The following is a 17,045-nucleotide window of genomic DNA, read 5'->3' on the forward strand; positions in this document are numbered from 1 at the left end:
AGCTGCTGCGCTTGCTCGCCACGGCTGCTCCGTGGTGCCGGCGCGGACCGAGCCCGGGTCAGACGGCCAGGCGGCGGACCGCGACCACGGCCGCGTCGTCGTTCAGATGGCCGTGGACGTGGGCCAGCAGGTCGTCCCGCAGAAGGCGCAGCAGCTCCTCGGGGTCTTCCTTGGCCCACTCGGGCACCCGTTCGGTGAAGGGGTAGAAGACACCCTCGGCATCGCGTGCCTCGATGACGCCGTCCGTGTAGAGGAGCAACAGGTCACCGACCTCGAACGGGAAGGTCTGCACGTCGTACCCGGCAACGCCCAGGAGCCCGCCGAATCCGATCGGAAGGTGGTTCGCCTCGGCCGCGAGCGTCGTGGTGGTGCGATTCCCGTGCAGCACGAGCGGTGGCGGGTGGCCACAGGTGATGAGGTGGACCACCGCGTCGTGGTCGGGGATGTCGAGCAGCGTGGCGGTGGCGAAGTCCTCGTTCGCATCCTGCTCCGCCTCCTCCCGCCACTGGTTCGTGTCCCAGCGGAACGCCGCGTCCAGGTGGACGGCGAGGCGCGGCAGCGTGGCCTGCCGATGGGCGGCCGCACGGAAGGCGCCCAGCAGCAGGGCCGCGTTGTTGATCGCGGCCAGGCCGTTGCCGCGTACGTCGCCGATGAGGAGCCGGGTGCTGTGGTGGGCGGTCCGCGCTGCCGCGTACAGGTCTCCGCCCAGGTCGGCCTCCTCCTCGGCCGGGAGGTACAGGCCGCCGATCCGCAGCGGGCCACTGCGTCCCGGCAGCGGCTGAAGCAGAACGCTCTGCGCGGCTTCGGCCACCGACCGCACCCGGTGCAACTGCCGCTCGCGCCGGCTCCGCACCACGCAGAAGGCGACACAGAGGATGGAGACGAGGACCAGGGCGGCGATCTGGGCCTCGACGTTGGCCGTGGACAGGACTCCCCGGAGCGCTCCGATCAGCACCTGCGCCGTGACCGCGAGAGCCCCCATCAGCGCCGTCGTGCGGGCGCCGGCGAGCGCTACCGTGATCGCCGGAGCCGCCACCAGCAGCGGACCCAGGTGGATGTGCGACGGGGACAGCACATCGGCCACACAGACCGCGACGATCAGCCCGAGCGGGATCACCATCAGCGCGGGCGCATGTCCCGGTCGCCAGGCAGGCCGGAACTCCATCCACGGTCGAAGGGCCATGCCACAAGCCTGCACCTACGCCCTGCTGAGGGCGCGCGAAGCTCCGGCACGCGGGCGTGGCCCGGGACGGCTACGACAGCGTGGCCGCATCGAGACCCCGGGCCGCACTCGGCGCGCTGATGTGGGGTAGCAGTCCGGGATGCCTCGGTCACTTTCGGTCGTCCTGGGCCCCCGGCCCTCGACCGCAGGCTGCGATACGCTGCGCTATGGGCGTCCGTGCCCGTCGGTCCCTCGCGGCCAACGGCGGCCAGGGTCCGTTCTCCCGGAGGCCGGTTTCTCATGGACCTCAACACCATCACCGAAGTGGTCCGCCAACCGTCCGAGCGGCCAGGCGTGGACTGGCACGAGGGCGACGCATGGCTCGCGGGCGGAACATGGCTCTATTCCACGGACCAGCCGGAGCTGCGACGGCTGATCGACCTGACGGCGCTGCGTTGGGAGCCCCTTGTCCCGACGGACGAGGGCCTGGAGATCGGCGCCACGTGCACCATTCGTGACCTGTACGCCTTCCCCTGGCCGGTGGCCTGGACCGCCGGGATCCTCCTGCGGAAAAGCTGTGAGGCATTCCTGTCCTCGTTCAAGGTCTGGAGCGCGGCGACCGTCGGCGGAAACATCTGCATGTCCCTGCCCGCCGGCCCGATGATCACATTGACGGTCGCGCTGGAGGCGCAGTACGAACTCTGGGCGTCCGACGGCTCCGTGCGCTTCGTCGACGCCCTCGACTTCGTCACGGGCGACCACCGCAACGTCCTCGCCCCCGGGGAGCTCCTTCGGCGCGTCACCATTCCGGAGCACGCGCTGCGCAAACGCACCGCGCACCGTCGCTTCGCGCTGACCCGGCTCGGTCGTTCGACGGTGTTCCTCGTCGGCACGCAACGGCTGGGGGCGAGTGACCTGTTGCTCACGGTCACCGCCGGCACCACGCGGCCGGTCCGCATCGCCTTCGACTGCGTGCCCGATGTGCGAACCCTGCGGCAGAGCCTCGACGCCGTCCCGGCCGGCGTCTGGTTCGCCGATCCCAACGGGACCCCCGATCACCGTCGGCATCTGACGCGGTACTTCGCCGAGGAGATCTGCCGCGAACTCACGGCCGGGGACCTGGCATGAGCTACGTCGTCAACGGCAGGGAATTCGACCGGGAACCAGCCCCCGGCCAGTGCCTGCGCACCTTCCTGCGCGAACTCGGCCACTTCGGCGTCAAGAAGGGGTGCGACGCGGGCGACTGCGGCGCCTGCACGGTGTGGCTGGACGGCACACCGGTACACAGCTGCATCACCCCCGCCTTCCGGGCGGACGGCCATGAGGTGACCACGATCGAGGGCCTTGGACGGCCAGGCGCCCTGCATCCCGTGCAGCGGCAGTTCGAGGACGCTCCGGGATTCCAGTGCGGTTTCTGCACCGCAGGGATGATCATGACGTCGTCGGCCTTCACCGAGGAGCAGAAGGCGGACCTGCCACGGGCGTTGAAGGGCAACCTCTGCCGCTGCACCGGATACCGGGCGATCGAGGACGCCGTGCAGGGCGTCAGCGCGGTGGAGACGGCGGCACCGGGCAGGGCCGTCGGAACGAGCGTGGGCGCGCCCGCGGGCCATGACGTGGTGACGGGGCACGCCGAGTTCACCATGGACACGCATATCGACGGCATGCTGCACCTCAAGGTGCTGCACTCTCCCCACGCACACGCCCGGATCCTCTCGATCGACAAGAGCGCCGCCCTCGCGGTGCCCGGCGTGCACCGGGTCTACACCTGGCAGGACGTACCCCGCAGGCGCTTCACCACGGCGATCCACACCGACCACCTGGTCGACCCGGACGACACCTACATCCTCGACGACACGGTCCGCTTCGCCGGCCAGCGCGTCGCCGCGGTCCTGGCCGACACGGCCGGGGCGGCCGAGGAGGGCTGCCGCCTGCTCGCGGTCGAGTACGAGGTGCTGCCGGCGGTGTTCGACCCCGAGGTGGCGATGGCCGACGGCGCACCCCAGCTGCACGGCTCCGGCGATCCGTTCGTCCGCGACCCCGCCCACAACATCCTGCTCGAACTCCACACGCACATCGGCGACGTCGACGCGGGATTCGCCGCGGCCGACGTGATCCACGAAGGCACGTACTTCTCACCGCGGGTGCAGCACGCGCATCTGGAGACTCACGGATCGATCGCCTGGATGGAGGCCGGCCGGCTGAACGTCCGCACCAGTTCGCAGTCACCGTCGATCGCGAAGGTCAAACTGGAGTACCTGTTCGCTCTGCGCCCGGACCAGGTGAGGGTGTTCTGCAAGCGTGTCGGCGGTGGATTCGGCGGCAAGCAGGAGGTGATCGCGGAGGACCTGGTCGCGCTCGCCACCCTGGACACCGGGCGGCCCACCTGTCTCGAGTACACCCGCGAGGAGGAGTTCACCACGGCCTCGCCGCGGCATCCGATGACCCTGACGGTCAAGCTCGGCGCGAAGGCCGACGGAACGCTCACCGCCTTCCAGGTGCGCAACGTGTCGAACACCGGCGCCTACGGCAACCACGGCGGCGAAACGCTGTACGCGGGCGGAGCCGCCGTGATGATCTACCGCTGCCCGCACAAGAAGTACGACGCGTACTCCGTCTACACCAACACCGTGCCGAGCGGGGCACTGCGCGGATACGGGATGACGCAGCCGGCGTTCGCCGTGGAGTCGGCGATGGACGAACTGGCCCGTGCCCTGGACATCGACCCGCTGGAACTGCGCCGGCGCAACATCGTGCGGCCGGGTGAGCCCCTGGTCGCGCTGCACGACGGCCCCGACGACGTGATCTTCACCGAGGACGGACTCGCCAGGTGCATCGACCTGGTGGGCGACGCCCTGGCCCGTACGGCCGACCAGCCGCCCCCCGGCCCCGAGTGGCTCGTCGGAGCCGGCGTGGCGAGTTCCCTGCACGAGACCGCGCCCCCGACGGAACACATCTCCGAGGCCTGGGTCACGCTGGGCGACGATCTCATCTACGAACTGGCCGTCGGGACGCCCGAGTTCGGGGAGGGAACCTCCACGGCCCATGTCCAGATCGCGGCCAACCAGCTGGGCACGACGCCGTCGCGGATCCGTCTGGTGCAGTCCGACACCGACCGCACGGGATTCGACACGGGCGCCTTCGCGAGCGCGGGCCTCTTCGTGGCGGGCAACGCGGTCCTGCGGGCGGCGGGCGCCGTGCGGGACCGCATCCTGCACTTCGCCGCCGCGCACACGGGCGTCCATGTCGTGATGTGCACGATGGACGACGACGGTGTCGTCTGCGGGGACCGGCGGGTGACGCTCGCCGAACTCGTCGCGCTGGCCCGGACGCGGGGAATCCGTTTCACCGCCGCACGCAAGGCCTACGGCTCGCCCCGGAGCGTCACCTCCAACACACAGGGGTTCCGGGTCGCCGTGCACCGCGTGACGGGGGAGATACGGATCCTGTACAGCGTGCAGGCGGCGGACGCCGGAGTGATCATCAACCCGGCGCAGGTCCGGGGACAGGTGGAGGGCGGTGTCGCCCAGGGAATCGGCTTCGCCCTGACCGAGAACCATCACGTCGACGACAACGGCGTGATGGTCAACCCGGACTTCCGGAACTACCGCATTCCCACCTACGCCGACATTCCCCGTACCGAGGTGCTCCTGGTGCGCTCGGCCGATTCGGTGGGGCCCATGCGGGCGAAGGGCATGGCCGAGTGCTGCATCAACCCGGTGGCCCCCGCGCTCGCGAACGCGCTGCACGACGCCACGGGCGTCCGCTACCGTTCGCTGCCGCTGACTCCGGAACGCATTTACGGCCGGCTCCCCGCGGAGCGGCCGGTGGCGGCAGGCTGAGCCACCATGAACACCGCAAAGAACGCAGCCGCCGCAGCGACGGCGATCATCGGCCAGAAGGTCCTGCCCGGGATGGAGCGCGAGTTCGAGTCGTGGCAGGAGGACCTCAACGCGGCGGCGGCCCACTACCCCGGTTTCCTCGGCGCCGAGATCTCCCCGCCGACACCGCTGCAACCGGACTGGGTCGTCGTGTACCGGTTCGACTCGGTGGCGCATCTGCAGGCATGGATCAACAGCGCGACCAGACAGACGTATCTCGACGCCGGTGCCAGGTACTTCGACGGTCCGGCGACCCAGCAGGTGGTCAGCAGCGACACCCAGGCACTGGATCCGCTGGTCACCGTGGTGGTCACGCACCGGGTCCTCCCGAACCAGGTCGACGACTTCCTCGCCTGGCAGCACCGCATGGTCCAGGAGGAGAGCAAGTTCGAGGGGTTTCGCGGGACCGAGCTCTTCCGCCCCGTCGAGGGGCTCCAGGAGGAATGGACCACGCTGTACCGCTACGACAGCGCCGAGCACCTCGACGCCTGGCTGACGTCGCCCCAGCGCCGGCGGATCCTGGCCGAGGGCGAGAGGTTCAGCGACTTCACACTGCACACGATCGACAACTCGTTCGGCAGCTGGTTCGCCTTCGAGGGCAACGGGAAGGAGGCACCGCAGCCGCCCTCCGGGACCAGGACCTCCCTCGCCGTCTGGGTCGGTCTGTACCCGACCGTCGTGCTGCTGACCCTCGCTCTGTCCCCGCTGCACATGCCGCTCTGGATCGGCCTGCTCGTGGGCAACCTGCTGTCGAGTTTCATCATGAGCTTCCTGACCATGCCCTACTACGTGAACCCGCTGCTCGGCCGGTGGCTGCGGCCGTCGCCGGACCGAGCGCGAGGGGCCGATCTCCGTGGCCTCGGTGTCGTCGCGGTGGCGATGGCCTTCTGGGCCGTCGTGTTCTACCTCGTCACGGTCCGGTTGTGGACACTGCCCTGACCGGCGACCGCCGCCGTGTACGGGTCCGCGGCACGGGAAGGTCATCTTGGCGCAAGTGGTGGATCCGGTGATGTGGTCGTAGCGTCGAAAGAGTCCGGATTCGGTAGGGCAACCAGGAGCCGGCATGAGGAAGCACACGTTCAACGCCGTGGGGATCATCTGTGCCGCAGCTGGGCTCGTCGCGTCGATGGGAACCGCCTCTGCGGCCCCCTCGACGCCGTCGGTGACGGCCTCGGCCCCGGACACGGTGCGCCGTCAGGTCGCAGGCCCTGTGCTCGTCGACTGCTTCGGCCACGCACAGGTACGCCCCGGGGACTTCATTCTTGCCTGCGGTGACGGCAACAGTCGCCTTCTGGGACTCCGCTGGACGCAGTGGGGCACCAACTCGGCGACCGCAGAGGGGATCAACGCGGTCAACGACTGCAAGCCCTACTGCGCAGTGGGCCGGTTCCGCCAATACCCGGTCGTCGTACGGCTCGACCGTCCCGGGTCGTGGACGAAACATCCCCAACTGCAACGCTACTCAAGGATCACCCTCACGTACCAGGGCAGTCGGCCACGCGGATTCCCTCTCGTCGTGACCTATCCGCTGTGGGCCGGACCTCAGGTGGGGGAGACCGCATAGCTGCCGGGTCGGCGTGCAGACCCCCGCGACGAGTGTCCCGCCTCGGGGTCTTGGACGTCGGATGGGACCTGAGCAGCGGCGCCGGGGCAACCGACGGTGAAGGCGTGAAGGTACTGGCGAGCGCGAGCGCGGTAGTCGCCAGAAACAGCATCATTTGTTTCGCGGCTTTCATGCTTCCCTCCGTCTGGCCGGTGCGCGGGTGCGCCGGCCCCAGGTCTAGCCGACGGGGGTTGTCCGGCGCCGGGACGCGGACGCCGGACATCAACAGAGGGTTTCCCATGACTCCGGACTCGTCCGGTGCCCTTTCGTCACCGAGGCGGAACGGGGCTGAATCCCTTCGACCGCGCCGGTTCGGCATCAGTGGTGGCCGGTGACCGGGCGGCGGTCGTAGCACACGGAGTCAGGGTCCGCGCTCGCGGCCTGCCGGCCCTTGATCTCCACTCGCGCGCCGGGCTCGATGGCGTCGTACACCCATTTCCCGGCCTCGGGCGCCAGGGCGATGGAGCCGGGGCCGGCGTCGTCGCCGATGCTGTTGAGACCGGCGGAGGGGTCCAGGGCCCACACCAGCAGCCGCTCGTGGTGACGGCGGTCGGTGAAGGTGACGGCCCACCGCCTGACGTCCACATGCTTGCTCAACTTGCTGTACAAGCTGGGGGGCATGGTCAGGGTGGGGTACTTGGCGGTGACCGTGACCGCCGTCTCGCCGATCGGGCAGTTGTCCTGCACCCCGCTGATGGGGAACCTCCTGCCCTTCATGGTCAGAGTGTGGGCGTCCAGGTCGACCGTCACCCGCTGGACGGTCGCCGGGGCCCGGGCCGGTGCGGGAGTGTGGGGCAACGACGCCGCAGGGGGTGCGGCCGACCCGGCGTCGGAGCCGAAGCCGCCGGAGGTGACAGCGGTGAGGACCGCCGCCGCCAGCGCGCCGGTGGAGAGCACCACGCGCCGGCCGCGGCGGCGTTGCGCCCGGCTCCTCGCCTGGGCTCCCGTGGCCGGTGCCGTGCCCTGCGCGGCCAGGCCACGGAGCCGGGCCGACAGATCCGCCTCGGTCAGCGGATGCGGTGGCAGCTGGTCAGACACAGGCTTCCTCCGTGGAGTGGACTTCCTCGCTCGCCAGGTGAGCGGCGAGCGCCGAACGGCCGCGTGACAGGCGGGCCTTGATGGTGCCGACGGCCGCACCGGTCTCGGCGGCTATCTGCTCCACGCTCAGATCGCACAGGTGATGCAGCACGATCGCGGTCCGCTGGGCCTCCGGCAGGCGCCGCAGAGCGGCCACCAACGCCACATGGTCCGGACTCGGTTCGGGCGCCGGCCGCGGCACGGACTCGCGCCGGACCAGCTCCCACCAGCGGCGCGCCCGCCGCCAGCGGCTCATCGCCAGACGGTGTGCCACCGTGCGGATCCACGCCTCGGGACCCCGGTCGCCGCTCAGGACGGACGAACGCCGCTCCCAGGCCCGCGCGAACGCCTCCTGGACCACGTCCTGGGCTTCGGCGTAGTCACCCGTCAGGGCGTACAGCTGGCCGACCAACCGCGGGCAGGCAGCCGCGTAGAAGAGGTCGAACTCGTCCTCGGTCACCTTGTCGTGCTCTCTTCTTACGGCGCGTGGCGCGTGGCGCGGGCTCGTGCGGGCTACCGCCGGTGCGATGGGGGTCATGCGGTCGTGGTGGCGCCGGCCTCGCTGTGCGCGAGCCACTGCTTCCACGTGAGGTTCCAGTCGCCGTAGCCGTTGCCGGCGGCGACGGTGTCCTTGTCCGCCCCGGTGACCGTGACGACGTCGCCGACCCGTACCTGGTCGTAGAAGCGCTGGGCGGTGCCGTCGGAGGCAAGGCCGACGCACCCGTGGGTGACGTTGCGGTGTCCGGCCTCGGTGTCGGCCCGCGGGTTCTGGTGCACGTACGTCCCCGACGCCGTCAGGTGCACGGCCCAGAAGTAGTCGCCGCGGTACTTGTTCCCGAGGCCCACGGTGCGGGAGTCCATGAGCACCTTGTGCTGCTTGTCCATGACGACCATGGTCCCGTTCCAGGTGTCCGTCCCCGGTGCCCCGGTGGTGACCGGGATGCGCTGCGCCGTACCGCCGGTGCGGACGGTCATCGTGTGCGTCTTCGCGTCGACCGTGGCGACCAGCGACCGGCCGATGGTGAGGTGCCGGGCACCGTGCGAGCCGAGACGGAGAGTGACTCGGGTGCCGGACTGCCAGTAGGTGGTACTGGGGCGGAAGTCGACACGCTGCCCGTCCAGGAGGCTGGTGTCCTTCACCCAGCTCCACGCCCCCGTCGTGCCCGACGAGGTCTGTACGCGCAGCCAGTTCTCCACTCCCTTGCGCTCGGCAGCGGGAACCGGCCGGGAGAAGGTGACGGATATCGGCATGCCCACACCCACCGTCTGCCCGTCGGATATGTTCACCCGGGCCTCGCCCAGCACCGCGGGCTCCGGCCCCGACGGAACCGGGCGTGCGCCGGACGTCCTGCCCGCGCCGTCCTTGCCCTTGCCCGGTGCCTTGTGGTCCGCCGCGGCGGAGGCCCGGGCGTCAGCGGTCACCCGGGCGCCGGTGCCCGCGTCCGCCGAACAACCGACGGCCGAGAACAGGGCCGTACAGGCCACGACAACAGCGCCGAAACGGCCGGCGGTCCAACCGGCCGAACGGTCCACGAACATGTAATCCCCCTGCGTGAGGTGCGGTATCGCCTCCCATACGCACGGGCTCACAGGCGGGTTGCATCGGGGTGAAACCTTTTTGCCGGGCAGGTCAGACTCGGACCCCGAACATGAACGGGCCGCCGATGGTGTCCATCGACTCGTACCGTACGACCGTGCCGGTGCGAGGGGCGTGGAGGATCTGGCCGTTGCCCGCGTAGAGGCCGACGTGGTGCAGGTCGTTGAAGAAGAAGACCAGATCGCCGACCTGGAGCTGGCTCCGGTTGAGGCGGGTGCCGGTGTTCGCCTGGGCCTCGGAGGTGCGCGGGATGGAGACGCCGGCCTGGGCGTAGGCCCAGGAGGTCATGCCCGAGCAGTCGAAGGAGGACGGGCCGGTGGCGCCGTAGACGTAGGGCTTGCCGAGCTGGCTCTGGGCGGCCGAGAACGCGGCGCCGGCCCGGCCGGAGGCGGAGGTGTCGTCGCCGAGGTCCACGCGCTGGGTGGAGGAGCGGTCGGCGCGCTGCTGCTCGGCGGCGAGTGCGGCCTTCTCCTTGGCGGTCAGGGTGTTGAGCAGCTTCTGCGCCTCGGCGAGCTTGCCCTGGACTTCCTTCTTCTTGTTGCCCAGCTCGGTACGGGTGGAGGCGAGGTCCTCGAGCTTCTCGGTGGCCTCGGCGCGCTCCTGAGCGAGTTCGCGCTGTTTGTACTGAATCTTCTTCAGCGCGTCGACCTGCTGCCGGCTCAACTGGTCGAGCGTGGAGGCCTTGTCGAGGAAGTCGTCCGGGTCGGAGGACAGGAAGAGCTGGACCGAGGCATCCATGCCGCCGGAGCGGTACTGGGCGGTCGCCAGCGAACCCAGGCCGTCGCGCAGCTTGTTCAGCTCCTGCTGACCGCGGGCAACGCTGTCCTGGATGGCGGAGATCTCCTTCTGGAGCTTCTGCTGCTTCTCCTTCGCCCCGTTGTACTTCTCGGTGGCCTGCTCCGCCTCCTCGTAGAGCTTGTCCACCTTGGCCTTGACCTCGTCCTTGCCGGGCTTCTCGCTCGGCGCGGCGCTCGCGGCGTTCGCGCTCAGGGCGACAGCAGCGGCGGCTGCGGTGGTCAGCACGGTCACGCGCGTGCGGCTCGGCTGTTTGGGCCGACGATGGGACGCCACAGGGGCGGGCTCCTTGATCCTCCGGCCGCCTGCCGACACGTCGGCGGGCGGTCCCACCACCGCCACTCCCGCTGAGTGATCACCTGAGGGGGTGGAGCAAGACCTTAATGACTTTCCCACAGCCAGATCAAATGTTTGCATGGAAAACCTCGTGTGCTGTGCGCCGCCTTGCCCGGTGTTCGCTGCCTGCTTGACCCCGCCGAGATCACTCTTATGGGGTATCTACCGGTCATATCGCCATAGTTGAACATGGACGGCACTACGATCCGTAGTGCTGAGCACGTGGTGGCGGATACCCGCACGAGGCAGGCCAGAGGGGGTGCCGGTGGCCGGCGACAGCACCGACGACCGTCGTCATGAAGCGGAAGTCGTCGTCATCGGGGCCGGTCTCTCCGGCGTCGCCGCCGTGATCGCGCTGCGCCGAGCCGGTTTCGACGACGTGGTGGTGCTGGAGAAGTCCGGCCGCCTCGGCGGGACTTGGCGCGACAACACCTACCCCGGATGCGGCTGCGACGTACCGTCGGTCCTGTACGAGTACTCCTTCGCACCCCACGCGTGGAGCCGGGGCTTCGCCGACCGGTCCGAGATCCTCGACTACCTCGACACCACCGCGGCAACACACGGCGCGGACAAGGCGATCCGCTACGACACCGAGGTGCTGAGCGCACGCTGGGACGCGGAAGCGCACCGCTGGAACCTGCACACGGCGTCGGGCACGTCGTACACCGCCCGCGCCGTGATCGTCGCCACCGGGCCCTGGCACCGGCCCCGCCGTCCCGACATCCCCGGTCTCACCACCTTCCCCGGTACGGCCTTCCACTCCGCGCGCTGGAACCACGAAGCCGACCTGACCGGAAAGCGCGTCGCCGTGGTGGGCACCGGTGCGTCCACCGTCCAGTTCCTGCCCGAGATCCAGCCCAGGGCGGCTCATGTCGACGTCTTCCAGAGCACACCGCAGTGGGTGCTTCCGAAGCCTGACTACGCCCTCCGTCCGGGTCTCCACCGCTACTTCGAGCGCCACCCGGCAGCACGCCGCGCCCTACGCGGCCTGCACCACTGGACCCAGGAAGCCATCGGCGTACCCCTGCGGCACCCCCACCTGCTACGGCCCTTGGAAGCCCTGGCCCGCTTCCATCTGCACACCTCGGTACGGGACCGCGCGCTGCGCCGGGCCCTCACTCCTGACTACCGCTTCGGCGGCCGCCGTCTGATCACCTCCAGCACCTACTACGCCGCCCTCACCCGGCCCAACGTGCGCCTGCACCCCACCCGCGTGACCGCCGTGGAGGGCTCCGACGTCATCGGCGCCGACGGCACCCGCACCCGCGCCGACATCATCGTCCTCGCGACCGGATACCACATCGGCGACATCCCGCTGGCCCCCCGCCTCCATGGCACCGACGGCACACTGGCCCAGGCCTGGGCCGACAACCGCCGTGCCTACCTCGGCACCAGCGTCAGCGGATACCCCAACCTCTTCCTGCTCATCGGACCGAATCTGCTCACCGGCACCACCGCCGTCCCCACCGTCCTCGAAGCCCAGCTCCGCTACGTCACCGCCGCCCTCGACCACCTGCGCACCAGCGGGGCATCCGCACTGGACGTCAAGCCCGAGGCCGAGGCAGCCCACCAACGGACCCTGCACGAGGCGCTGAGCAACACCGTCTACAACGCCACCCGCGGCACGGGCTACTACTTCGGCCTCCCGGGCATCAACACCTTCTGCTGGCCCTGGTCGACCACGAGGCTCGTCAAGCGCCTGCACGCCTTCGACCCGGAGCTCTACACCTGGTCACTGCCACTGCCGGCCCAAGCCGGCGCCGCGCGGGAAGGACTGCGATCAGCGGAGGCCGCCAGGGCGGCCCCGAGGGCGCCTTGAGGCCGGTGAAGCGCGCCGGTGACCGATCAGGGTCTCCCCTCGCACGCCTTCGCGCGAACGTCGAGACCGGATTCCGCCACCTCCCACCACCTCACCGCGCCGTGCGCCGGAGTCCGCCCTTGCCCAGAACGTGGCGCGGTGTGCCCGTCGTGGCGTCCCGTCGGCCCCGGAGACGGCGCGGCGCCGCACCAGTACCACATGAGTGTGGCCGAATCGGCCATCTGGCGTCCGTTCGGACACGGCCATACTCAGGGCTGGGCAATCCGCCCCATTCCTACGTCCGGAGGCCACCCATGCCCCAGACCCGTGTGTCCCACACCGCCGTGATCGAAGCCTGGCTGTCGGGCGCCGAGAGTGCGTACGGCCAGTCCAACCCGGCCGGGCCGCTGTACGTCGGCGGCACGGCCGCCGAGGCCGCACTCACCGACCCGAGCGACTCCCTCTACGGCTTCTGTTCCAGCCCGAGCGGTTCGCACGGCAGTTGGTGCTGCTGACACGTCCGCCTCGCCCTTTGACGAGGTTCTACGAGCAGGAGCGCGGGGAACGCGCGAGGCGGCCGCCCCGCCCGGGCTGGTGAATCGATTCCCCGCGCTCCGTCCGGGCGCCTTCGAGGGCGCGACGCGGTGGACGGGAGAGGTGGACGGTGAGCGGTTCGGGGCTGGAGACGCGGGACCAGGCGGAATGGTTCACCCAACCCGTACGGGGCATCGCACGGCCCTGGCAGGACGACCTGGCCCGGCGACTGGCCGACGTGGACGCACTCGGCCGGGACGAACGGAACGTGGTGCTGGAGGCCGGGCACACCGCCCTGCTCAGGTCCCTGCACGCCAAGCTCTCCCGGCTGTTCCTGATCGAGTTGCACGCGCTGCGCCTGACGGCGAGTGGGGTGGGAACAGGGGGTGGCGGGGACGACGCCGACACCGACAGGGAGACGTGGTCCGCCTTCATCGAGCTGGCCGGCGAGCCGGGTTACCTCGACCGGCTGGCCGGCCGGTACCCGAGCCTCGGCCGGCGGATCGCCACCGTGGCTGGGCTGTCGGTGGCGGCGACGGCGGCGTTCGCGGCCCGGCTCGCCGCGGACCGTTCGTCGCTGGCGCCGCTGCTGGGCCGACCGCCGGGGAAGCTGCGCGCCGTCAGCTTCGGTGCGGGTGACAGCCACCGGGGCGGACTGACCGTCAGCCGGGTCGACCTCGCGGGCGGAAGCGTCATGTACAAGCCCCGGCCGTCCGGCATCGACGTGGCACTGGGCGCCCTGCTGGAGGAGCTGTTCGCGGACCTCCCCGCTGCCCCGGCGGCGCACGAGCGCATCCGTGTGCCGCGAACACTGGCGCGCGAGGGCTACGGCTGGGCCGAGTTCGTCCCCCACCGGTACTGCGTGGACGACACCGAACTCGCCGCGTTCTACCGGGGAGTCGGACACTGGCTGGCCGTCCTCCGGTTCACCGGCGGCACCGACATGCACGCGGAGAACATGATCGCCGCCGGTCCCGTCCCGGTGATCGTGGACGCCGAGACACTCTTCGACGCCCCGGCGCCGTTCCCGCCCAGCGACCGGGGCGACGCGGTGGACGTGGCCGCGGCGGCGATCCGCCGTACGGTGCTGCGGACCGGACTGCTGCCCGTACGCGGCACCGGCTTCGCACTCGGCGGCGTGGACATCTCAGGGGTCGGGGCGCTGCCCGGTCAGCAGCCGCTCATCCCGAACCCGGTGATCGCGGACGGCGGCACCGCGGCGGCCCGCTTCCAGGTGGACCTGGTGGCCATGCCCGCCACCGGCAACCACCCCAGCCCCACACCGGTCCTGAGCACGTACTGGGACCGGATCCTGGCCGGCTTCCGCGAGATGACCGCGCATCTGCACCGGCCCGGCCGGGACCCGTACCGGCTGCTGCACCGCTTCGAGGACACCCGGGCGCGACGCATCCGGCGGCCCACGCAGGCGTACGTCGACATCGGGCGGATGCTGTGGCACCCGGCGTCGTTGCACGACGAGGCGGCAGCCGTCGAGCGGGCCCGGGACATCCTGCGGCGCAACGCCGAGGTGCTGCCCGGCGCGCCCACCGACCGCGCGACCATCGACAGCGAGATCGCGGACCTGCTGGCCGGCGACGTACCGATGTTCGCCTTCGCCGTGGACGCGACCGCCGTACGCGACACGGTCGAGGACTGGCGCACCGCCGACCTCGCACTGGAGGAGGCGGTGATCCAGGACGCCCTGGTGGGTGCCTATCTCAACGAGCGTTCGCTGCCCGCCCGGGTGCAGGCCGCCGCCCGCGACCCGCACGCCCGTGACCGGGAACGGCGCCGACGGGACCTGGCCGCGCAGATGGTACGGCGGCTGTGCGACGGTGCGGTGCGCGGCGCGGACGGTACGGCCACCTGGATCAGCCCCGTCTTCACACCCGCCGGATGGTCCATCAGGGTGCTGCCCGCCGACCTCTACACCGGGCAGGGCGGGGTCGCGCTGACGCTCGCGGAGTACCTGACCGAGGTACGGGCCGGCCGGGCCGACGACGTGCCGGGCGCGGCCGAGACGTTCGAGGGCGCCCTGCGTGTGCTGCTCGCCACAGAGGACCGTACGCCGACGCCGTCGGCCGGGGCGTTCAGCGGTGCCGCCTCCCAGGTGTGGACGTGGCTGGCCCTGCACCGGGTGCTCGGTGAGGACCGGTTCCTGGAGCGGGCCGCCGAGCGCGCCCAGTTGCTCGCCGAGGGCGCTCCGCTGGTCGAGGAGGACATCGAGGTGGACCTCCTCAACGGGGCCGCCGGCGCGATCGTCCCCCTGCTCGGCCTGGCCACCGCGACGGGGCAGGACCGGTGGCTCGGCGCCGCCGCGCACATCGGACGCCGGCTGACCGGGCTGGCCACCCTCGACGCGAGCGGCGCCCGCTGGACGACCCGGCTCAACCCCGAGGGCATCGGCGGCTTCGCCCACGGCGCCACCGGCATCGGCTGGTCGCTGGCCCGGCTCGCCCTCAGCGACGCCGGATCCGAGGCCGAACGCCGCGGCTGGAGGCGCCTGGCTCAGCAGGCCTTCGCCTTCCAGGAGTCCCTCTGGCAGTCCGAGCAGGGCAACTGGCTCGACGTCCGGATCGGCGCCGAGGAGGACTTCTTCACCAGCTGGTGCCACGGCAGCGCGGGGATCGGCATCGGCATGCTCGACCTGCACCGGCGCACGGGCGACCCCCTGCACCTCGACATGGCCCACCGCGCCGCACGCGCCTGCGCCGCCGAGGGCTTCGGCTGGAGCCACACCCTCTGCCACGGCGACCTCGGCCTCTGGGAGTTCCTCACCTGCCTGGGCTTCGGCGACCCGCTGGACCTCGACGCGGAGATCCTCACCGGTCTCGAGCAGCGCGGCCCCGTCGGCGGCCTGGCCCGGGAGGCGTTCTCGCCCAGTCTCATGTCCGGCCTCGCCGGGGTCCTGCACACGCTCCTGCGCATGCATCCTGCGGCGGACCTGCCCAATCCCTTGCTCCTGGACTGAGGCCGGAACAGGAGTCGGGGAGCCCGTGCGGCGCACTGTGGCCCAGAGCCCAAAGGCCTGTGGGTGCCTGCCGGTTCGGAAGGTCACGGTCCGGTTCCGGAGTGGGGCGTGAGTTGCCGCCGGGGTCAGGGGGGTCGATACCGTGGCACAGCGATCATCCGGTGCGCGCCGCACAGGACGGTCGCCGAAAGCACACGAGAAACGGGGAAACCTTGCCATGGCTCACCGGGCCCGCCCTGCTCACACAGTCCGTGCCATGCGCATCGGCGTGCTCGTCGGGGCCGTGTTCTGCGTCGCGGCTTCCTTGACCGGCTGCTCCTCCGCCGACAGCGCTTCAGCGCGCGGGGGCGCCACGCCGGCCGAGAGGCCGTTGCTCACCAAGGCCGAGGCGAACAAGGCGGTGGACGCCTATCAGAAGGTCAACAACGAGGCCAACTCCCAGCGTTCCGCCTCACTCATGGCGAGGGCGGAGGGTGGCGCCGTCCTTGCGATGGACCAGGCGTACCTGACGCAGATCCCCGCCCTCGACAAGAAGGACGTCGCGGACAATCTCGCCCCGTTCGTGTACGTCAACCGCACCTTCTACATCCCGCCCGCCTCCTCGAAGGCCGACTGGTTCCTGGTGCGCACCCAAGGCGCGCAACTCACCCACGGCAAGCCGGGCAAGCTGTGGTCGAAGGACATCAGGTTCCTCGTCTTCAAGCGCTCAGGCGACGGCTGGCGGATGGTCGTCGCCCGCGACTTCGCGGGGGCCGAGTTGGCCAAGGTGCCGCACATCGCCCTCGACAGCGGCGGGCTGATGAAGGTCGCCGACCCCGACGCCAGGATCGGTGGGACGGCGCCCTCGCGGTTGCCGGAACTGGTCACCGATCTGTGGGTGACAGGCGGCAGCGACACCCCGCTCGCCGACACCGCGGCCCGACGCATCGGCAGGTCCTGGCACACCGAGCGGACCGACAACCTGGGCGGGCACGCCTGGGTCGACTTCAAGAGGACCGCCCCCCACCCCGGGGACGTCTTCGCCGCCAAGACCGCTGACGGTGGCGCACTCGTGTTGTCCGACAGCGCCGTCGACGAGACCTTCCTCGCCAAGGACCTGCAGTCCTACATCAACCTCGGCGACACGGACAAGCCGTTCGTCAAGCGCGACCCGGACGCACACATGGACAAGGTCGTCCGCCACTACGCCCAGACGGAGATCGGAGTCATCTCCGCGGGCGGCAAACCAGCCGTCTACTCCATCGGCACCCAGCTGACCAAGGTGGATGCCACTCCGGCAGCCGATGTCTGA

General features: G+C 70.7%; 13 protein-coding genes. 8 read left to right on the plus strand and 5 right to left on the minus strand.

The features are described from left to right. Window positions 1–58: 58 nt before the first annotated feature. Window positions 59–1,183 carry a PP2C family protein-serine/threonine phosphatase gene (locus tag ACZ7HQ_RS17315; RefSeq protein WP_470990230.1) on the minus strand — a complete coding sequence of 375 codons (1,125 nt, stop codon included), beginning with the start codon at window positions 1,181–1,183 and terminating at the stop codon, window positions 59–61. A gap of 279 nt (window positions 1,184–1,462) precedes the next feature. Between ACZ7HQ_RS17315 and ACZ7HQ_RS17320 the strand changes: the two genes are divergently transcribed. From ACZ7HQ_RS17320 to ACZ7HQ_RS17335, 4 genes are all read left to right on the plus strand, one after another. Then, complete coding sequence (locus ACZ7HQ_RS17320; protein ID WP_470990232.1) at window positions 1,463–2,290, plus strand: FAD binding domain-containing protein; 828 nt, start codon at window positions 1,463–1,465, stop codon at window positions 2,288–2,290. After that, a complete protein-coding gene (locus ACZ7HQ_RS17325) occupies window positions 2,287–5,004 on the plus strand; it encodes a molybdopterin-dependent oxidoreductase (protein WP_470990234.1) in 2,718 nt (905 codons plus the stop codon). The genes ACZ7HQ_RS17320 and ACZ7HQ_RS17325 overlap by 4 nt, the downstream gene beginning before the upstream one ends. A gap of 6 nt (window positions 5,005–5,010) precedes the next feature. Continuing rightward, on the plus strand, window positions 5,011–5,982 hold the full coding sequence (locus ACZ7HQ_RS17330; protein WP_470990236.1) for an antibiotic biosynthesis monooxygenase: 972 nt from the start codon (window positions 5,011–5,013) through the stop codon (window positions 5,980–5,982). Between the two features lie 124 nt (window positions 5,983–6,106). Beyond that, complete coding sequence (locus ACZ7HQ_RS17335; RefSeq protein ID WP_470990238.1) at window positions 6,107–6,607, plus strand: hypothetical protein; 501 nt, start codon at window positions 6,107–6,109, stop codon at window positions 6,605–6,607. A 357-nt stretch (window positions 6,608–6,964) separates the two neighbouring features. On the opposite strand, the gene ACZ7HQ_RS17340 is transcribed toward ACZ7HQ_RS17335, so the two are convergent. The 4 genes from ACZ7HQ_RS17340 to ACZ7HQ_RS17355 form a co-directional block, all read right to left on the minus strand. Continuing rightward, window positions 6,965–7,684, minus strand: coding sequence for a L,D-transpeptidase (locus tag ACZ7HQ_RS17340; protein WP_470990240.1), 720 nt, complete (start codon window positions 7,682–7,684; stop codon window positions 6,965–6,967). Beyond that, complete coding sequence (locus ACZ7HQ_RS17345) at window positions 7,677–8,183, minus strand: SigE family RNA polymerase sigma factor (protein ID WP_470990705.1); 507 nt, start codon at window positions 8,181–8,183, stop codon at window positions 7,677–7,679. Before ACZ7HQ_RS17345 ends, ACZ7HQ_RS17340 begins: the two co-directional genes overlap by 8 nt. 74 nt (window positions 8,184–8,257) lie before the next feature. Further along, on the minus strand, window positions 8,258–9,262 hold the full coding sequence (locus ACZ7HQ_RS17350; protein WP_470990242.1) for a L,D-transpeptidase: 1,005 nt from the start codon (window positions 9,260–9,262) through the stop codon (window positions 8,258–8,260). 91 nt (window positions 9,263–9,353) lie between these two features. Further along, window positions 9,354–10,391, minus strand: a complete 1,038-nt coding sequence (locus ACZ7HQ_RS17355; protein WP_470990244.1) for a C40 family peptidase — start codon at window positions 10,389–10,391, stop codon at window positions 9,354–9,356. A gap of 325 nt (window positions 10,392–10,716) precedes the next feature. Between ACZ7HQ_RS17355 and ACZ7HQ_RS17360 the strand changes: the two genes are divergently transcribed. From ACZ7HQ_RS17360 to ACZ7HQ_RS17375, 4 genes are all read left to right on the plus strand, one after another. Further along, window positions 10,717–12,270 carry a flavin-containing monooxygenase gene (locus ACZ7HQ_RS17360; RefSeq protein ID WP_470990246.1) on the plus strand — a complete coding sequence of 518 codons (1,554 nt, stop codon included), beginning with the start codon at window positions 10,717–10,719 and terminating at the stop codon, window positions 12,268–12,270. 293 nt (window positions 12,271–12,563) lie between these two features. Continuing rightward, window positions 12,564–12,764: a DUF6229 family protein gene (locus ACZ7HQ_RS17365; RefSeq protein ID WP_031163102.1), complete on the plus strand. Its 201-nt coding sequence runs from the start codon at window positions 12,564–12,566 to the stop codon at window positions 12,762–12,764. 149 nt (window positions 12,765–12,913) lie between these two features. Next, window positions 12,914–15,754: a type 2 lanthipeptide synthetase LanM family protein gene (locus ACZ7HQ_RS17370; RefSeq protein WP_470990248.1), complete on the plus strand. Its 2,841-nt coding sequence runs from the start codon at window positions 12,914–12,916 to the stop codon at window positions 15,752–15,754. A gap of 256 nt (window positions 15,755–16,010) precedes the next feature. Further along, window positions 16,011–17,045: a DUF8094 domain-containing protein gene (locus ACZ7HQ_RS17375; RefSeq protein WP_470990250.1), complete on the plus strand. Its 1,035-nt coding sequence runs from the start codon at window positions 16,011–16,013 to the stop codon at window positions 17,043–17,045.

It is taken from the genome of Streptomyces sp. NPDC037290, from assembly GCF_055603245.1.

Bases quoted from the DNA above. Each gene is read 5' to 3' on its own strand.
- ACZ7HQ_RS17320 (WP_470990232.1), top strand. From the start codon at position 1,463: ATGGACCTCAACACCATCACCGAAGTGGTCCGCCAACCGTCCGAGCGG.
- ACZ7HQ_RS17325 (WP_470990234.1), top strand. From the start codon at position 2,287: ATGAGCTACGTCGTCAACGGCAGGGAATTCGACCGGGAACCAGCCCCC.
- ACZ7HQ_RS17315 (WP_470990230.1), bottom strand. From the start codon at position 1,183: ATGGCCCTTCGACCGTGGATGGAGTTCCGGCCTGCCTGGCGACCGGGA.
- ACZ7HQ_RS17330 (WP_470990236.1), top strand. From the start codon at position 5,011: ATGAACACCGCAAAGAACGCAGCCGCCGCAGCGACGGCGATCATCGGC.
- ACZ7HQ_RS17365 (WP_031163102.1), top strand. From the start codon at position 12,564: ATGCCCCAGACCCGTGTGTCCCACACCGCCGTGATCGAAGCCTGGCTG.
- ACZ7HQ_RS17335 (WP_470990238.1), top strand. From the start codon at position 6,107: ATGAGGAAGCACACGTTCAACGCCGTGGGGATCATCTGTGCCGCAGCT.
- ACZ7HQ_RS17350 (WP_470990242.1), bottom strand. From the start codon at position 9,262: ATGTTCGTGGACCGTTCGGCCGGTTGGACCGCCGGCCGTTTCGGCGCT.
- ACZ7HQ_RS17375 (WP_470990250.1), top strand. From the start codon at position 16,011: ATGCGCATCGGCGTGCTCGTCGGGGCCGTGTTCTGCGTCGCGGCTTCC.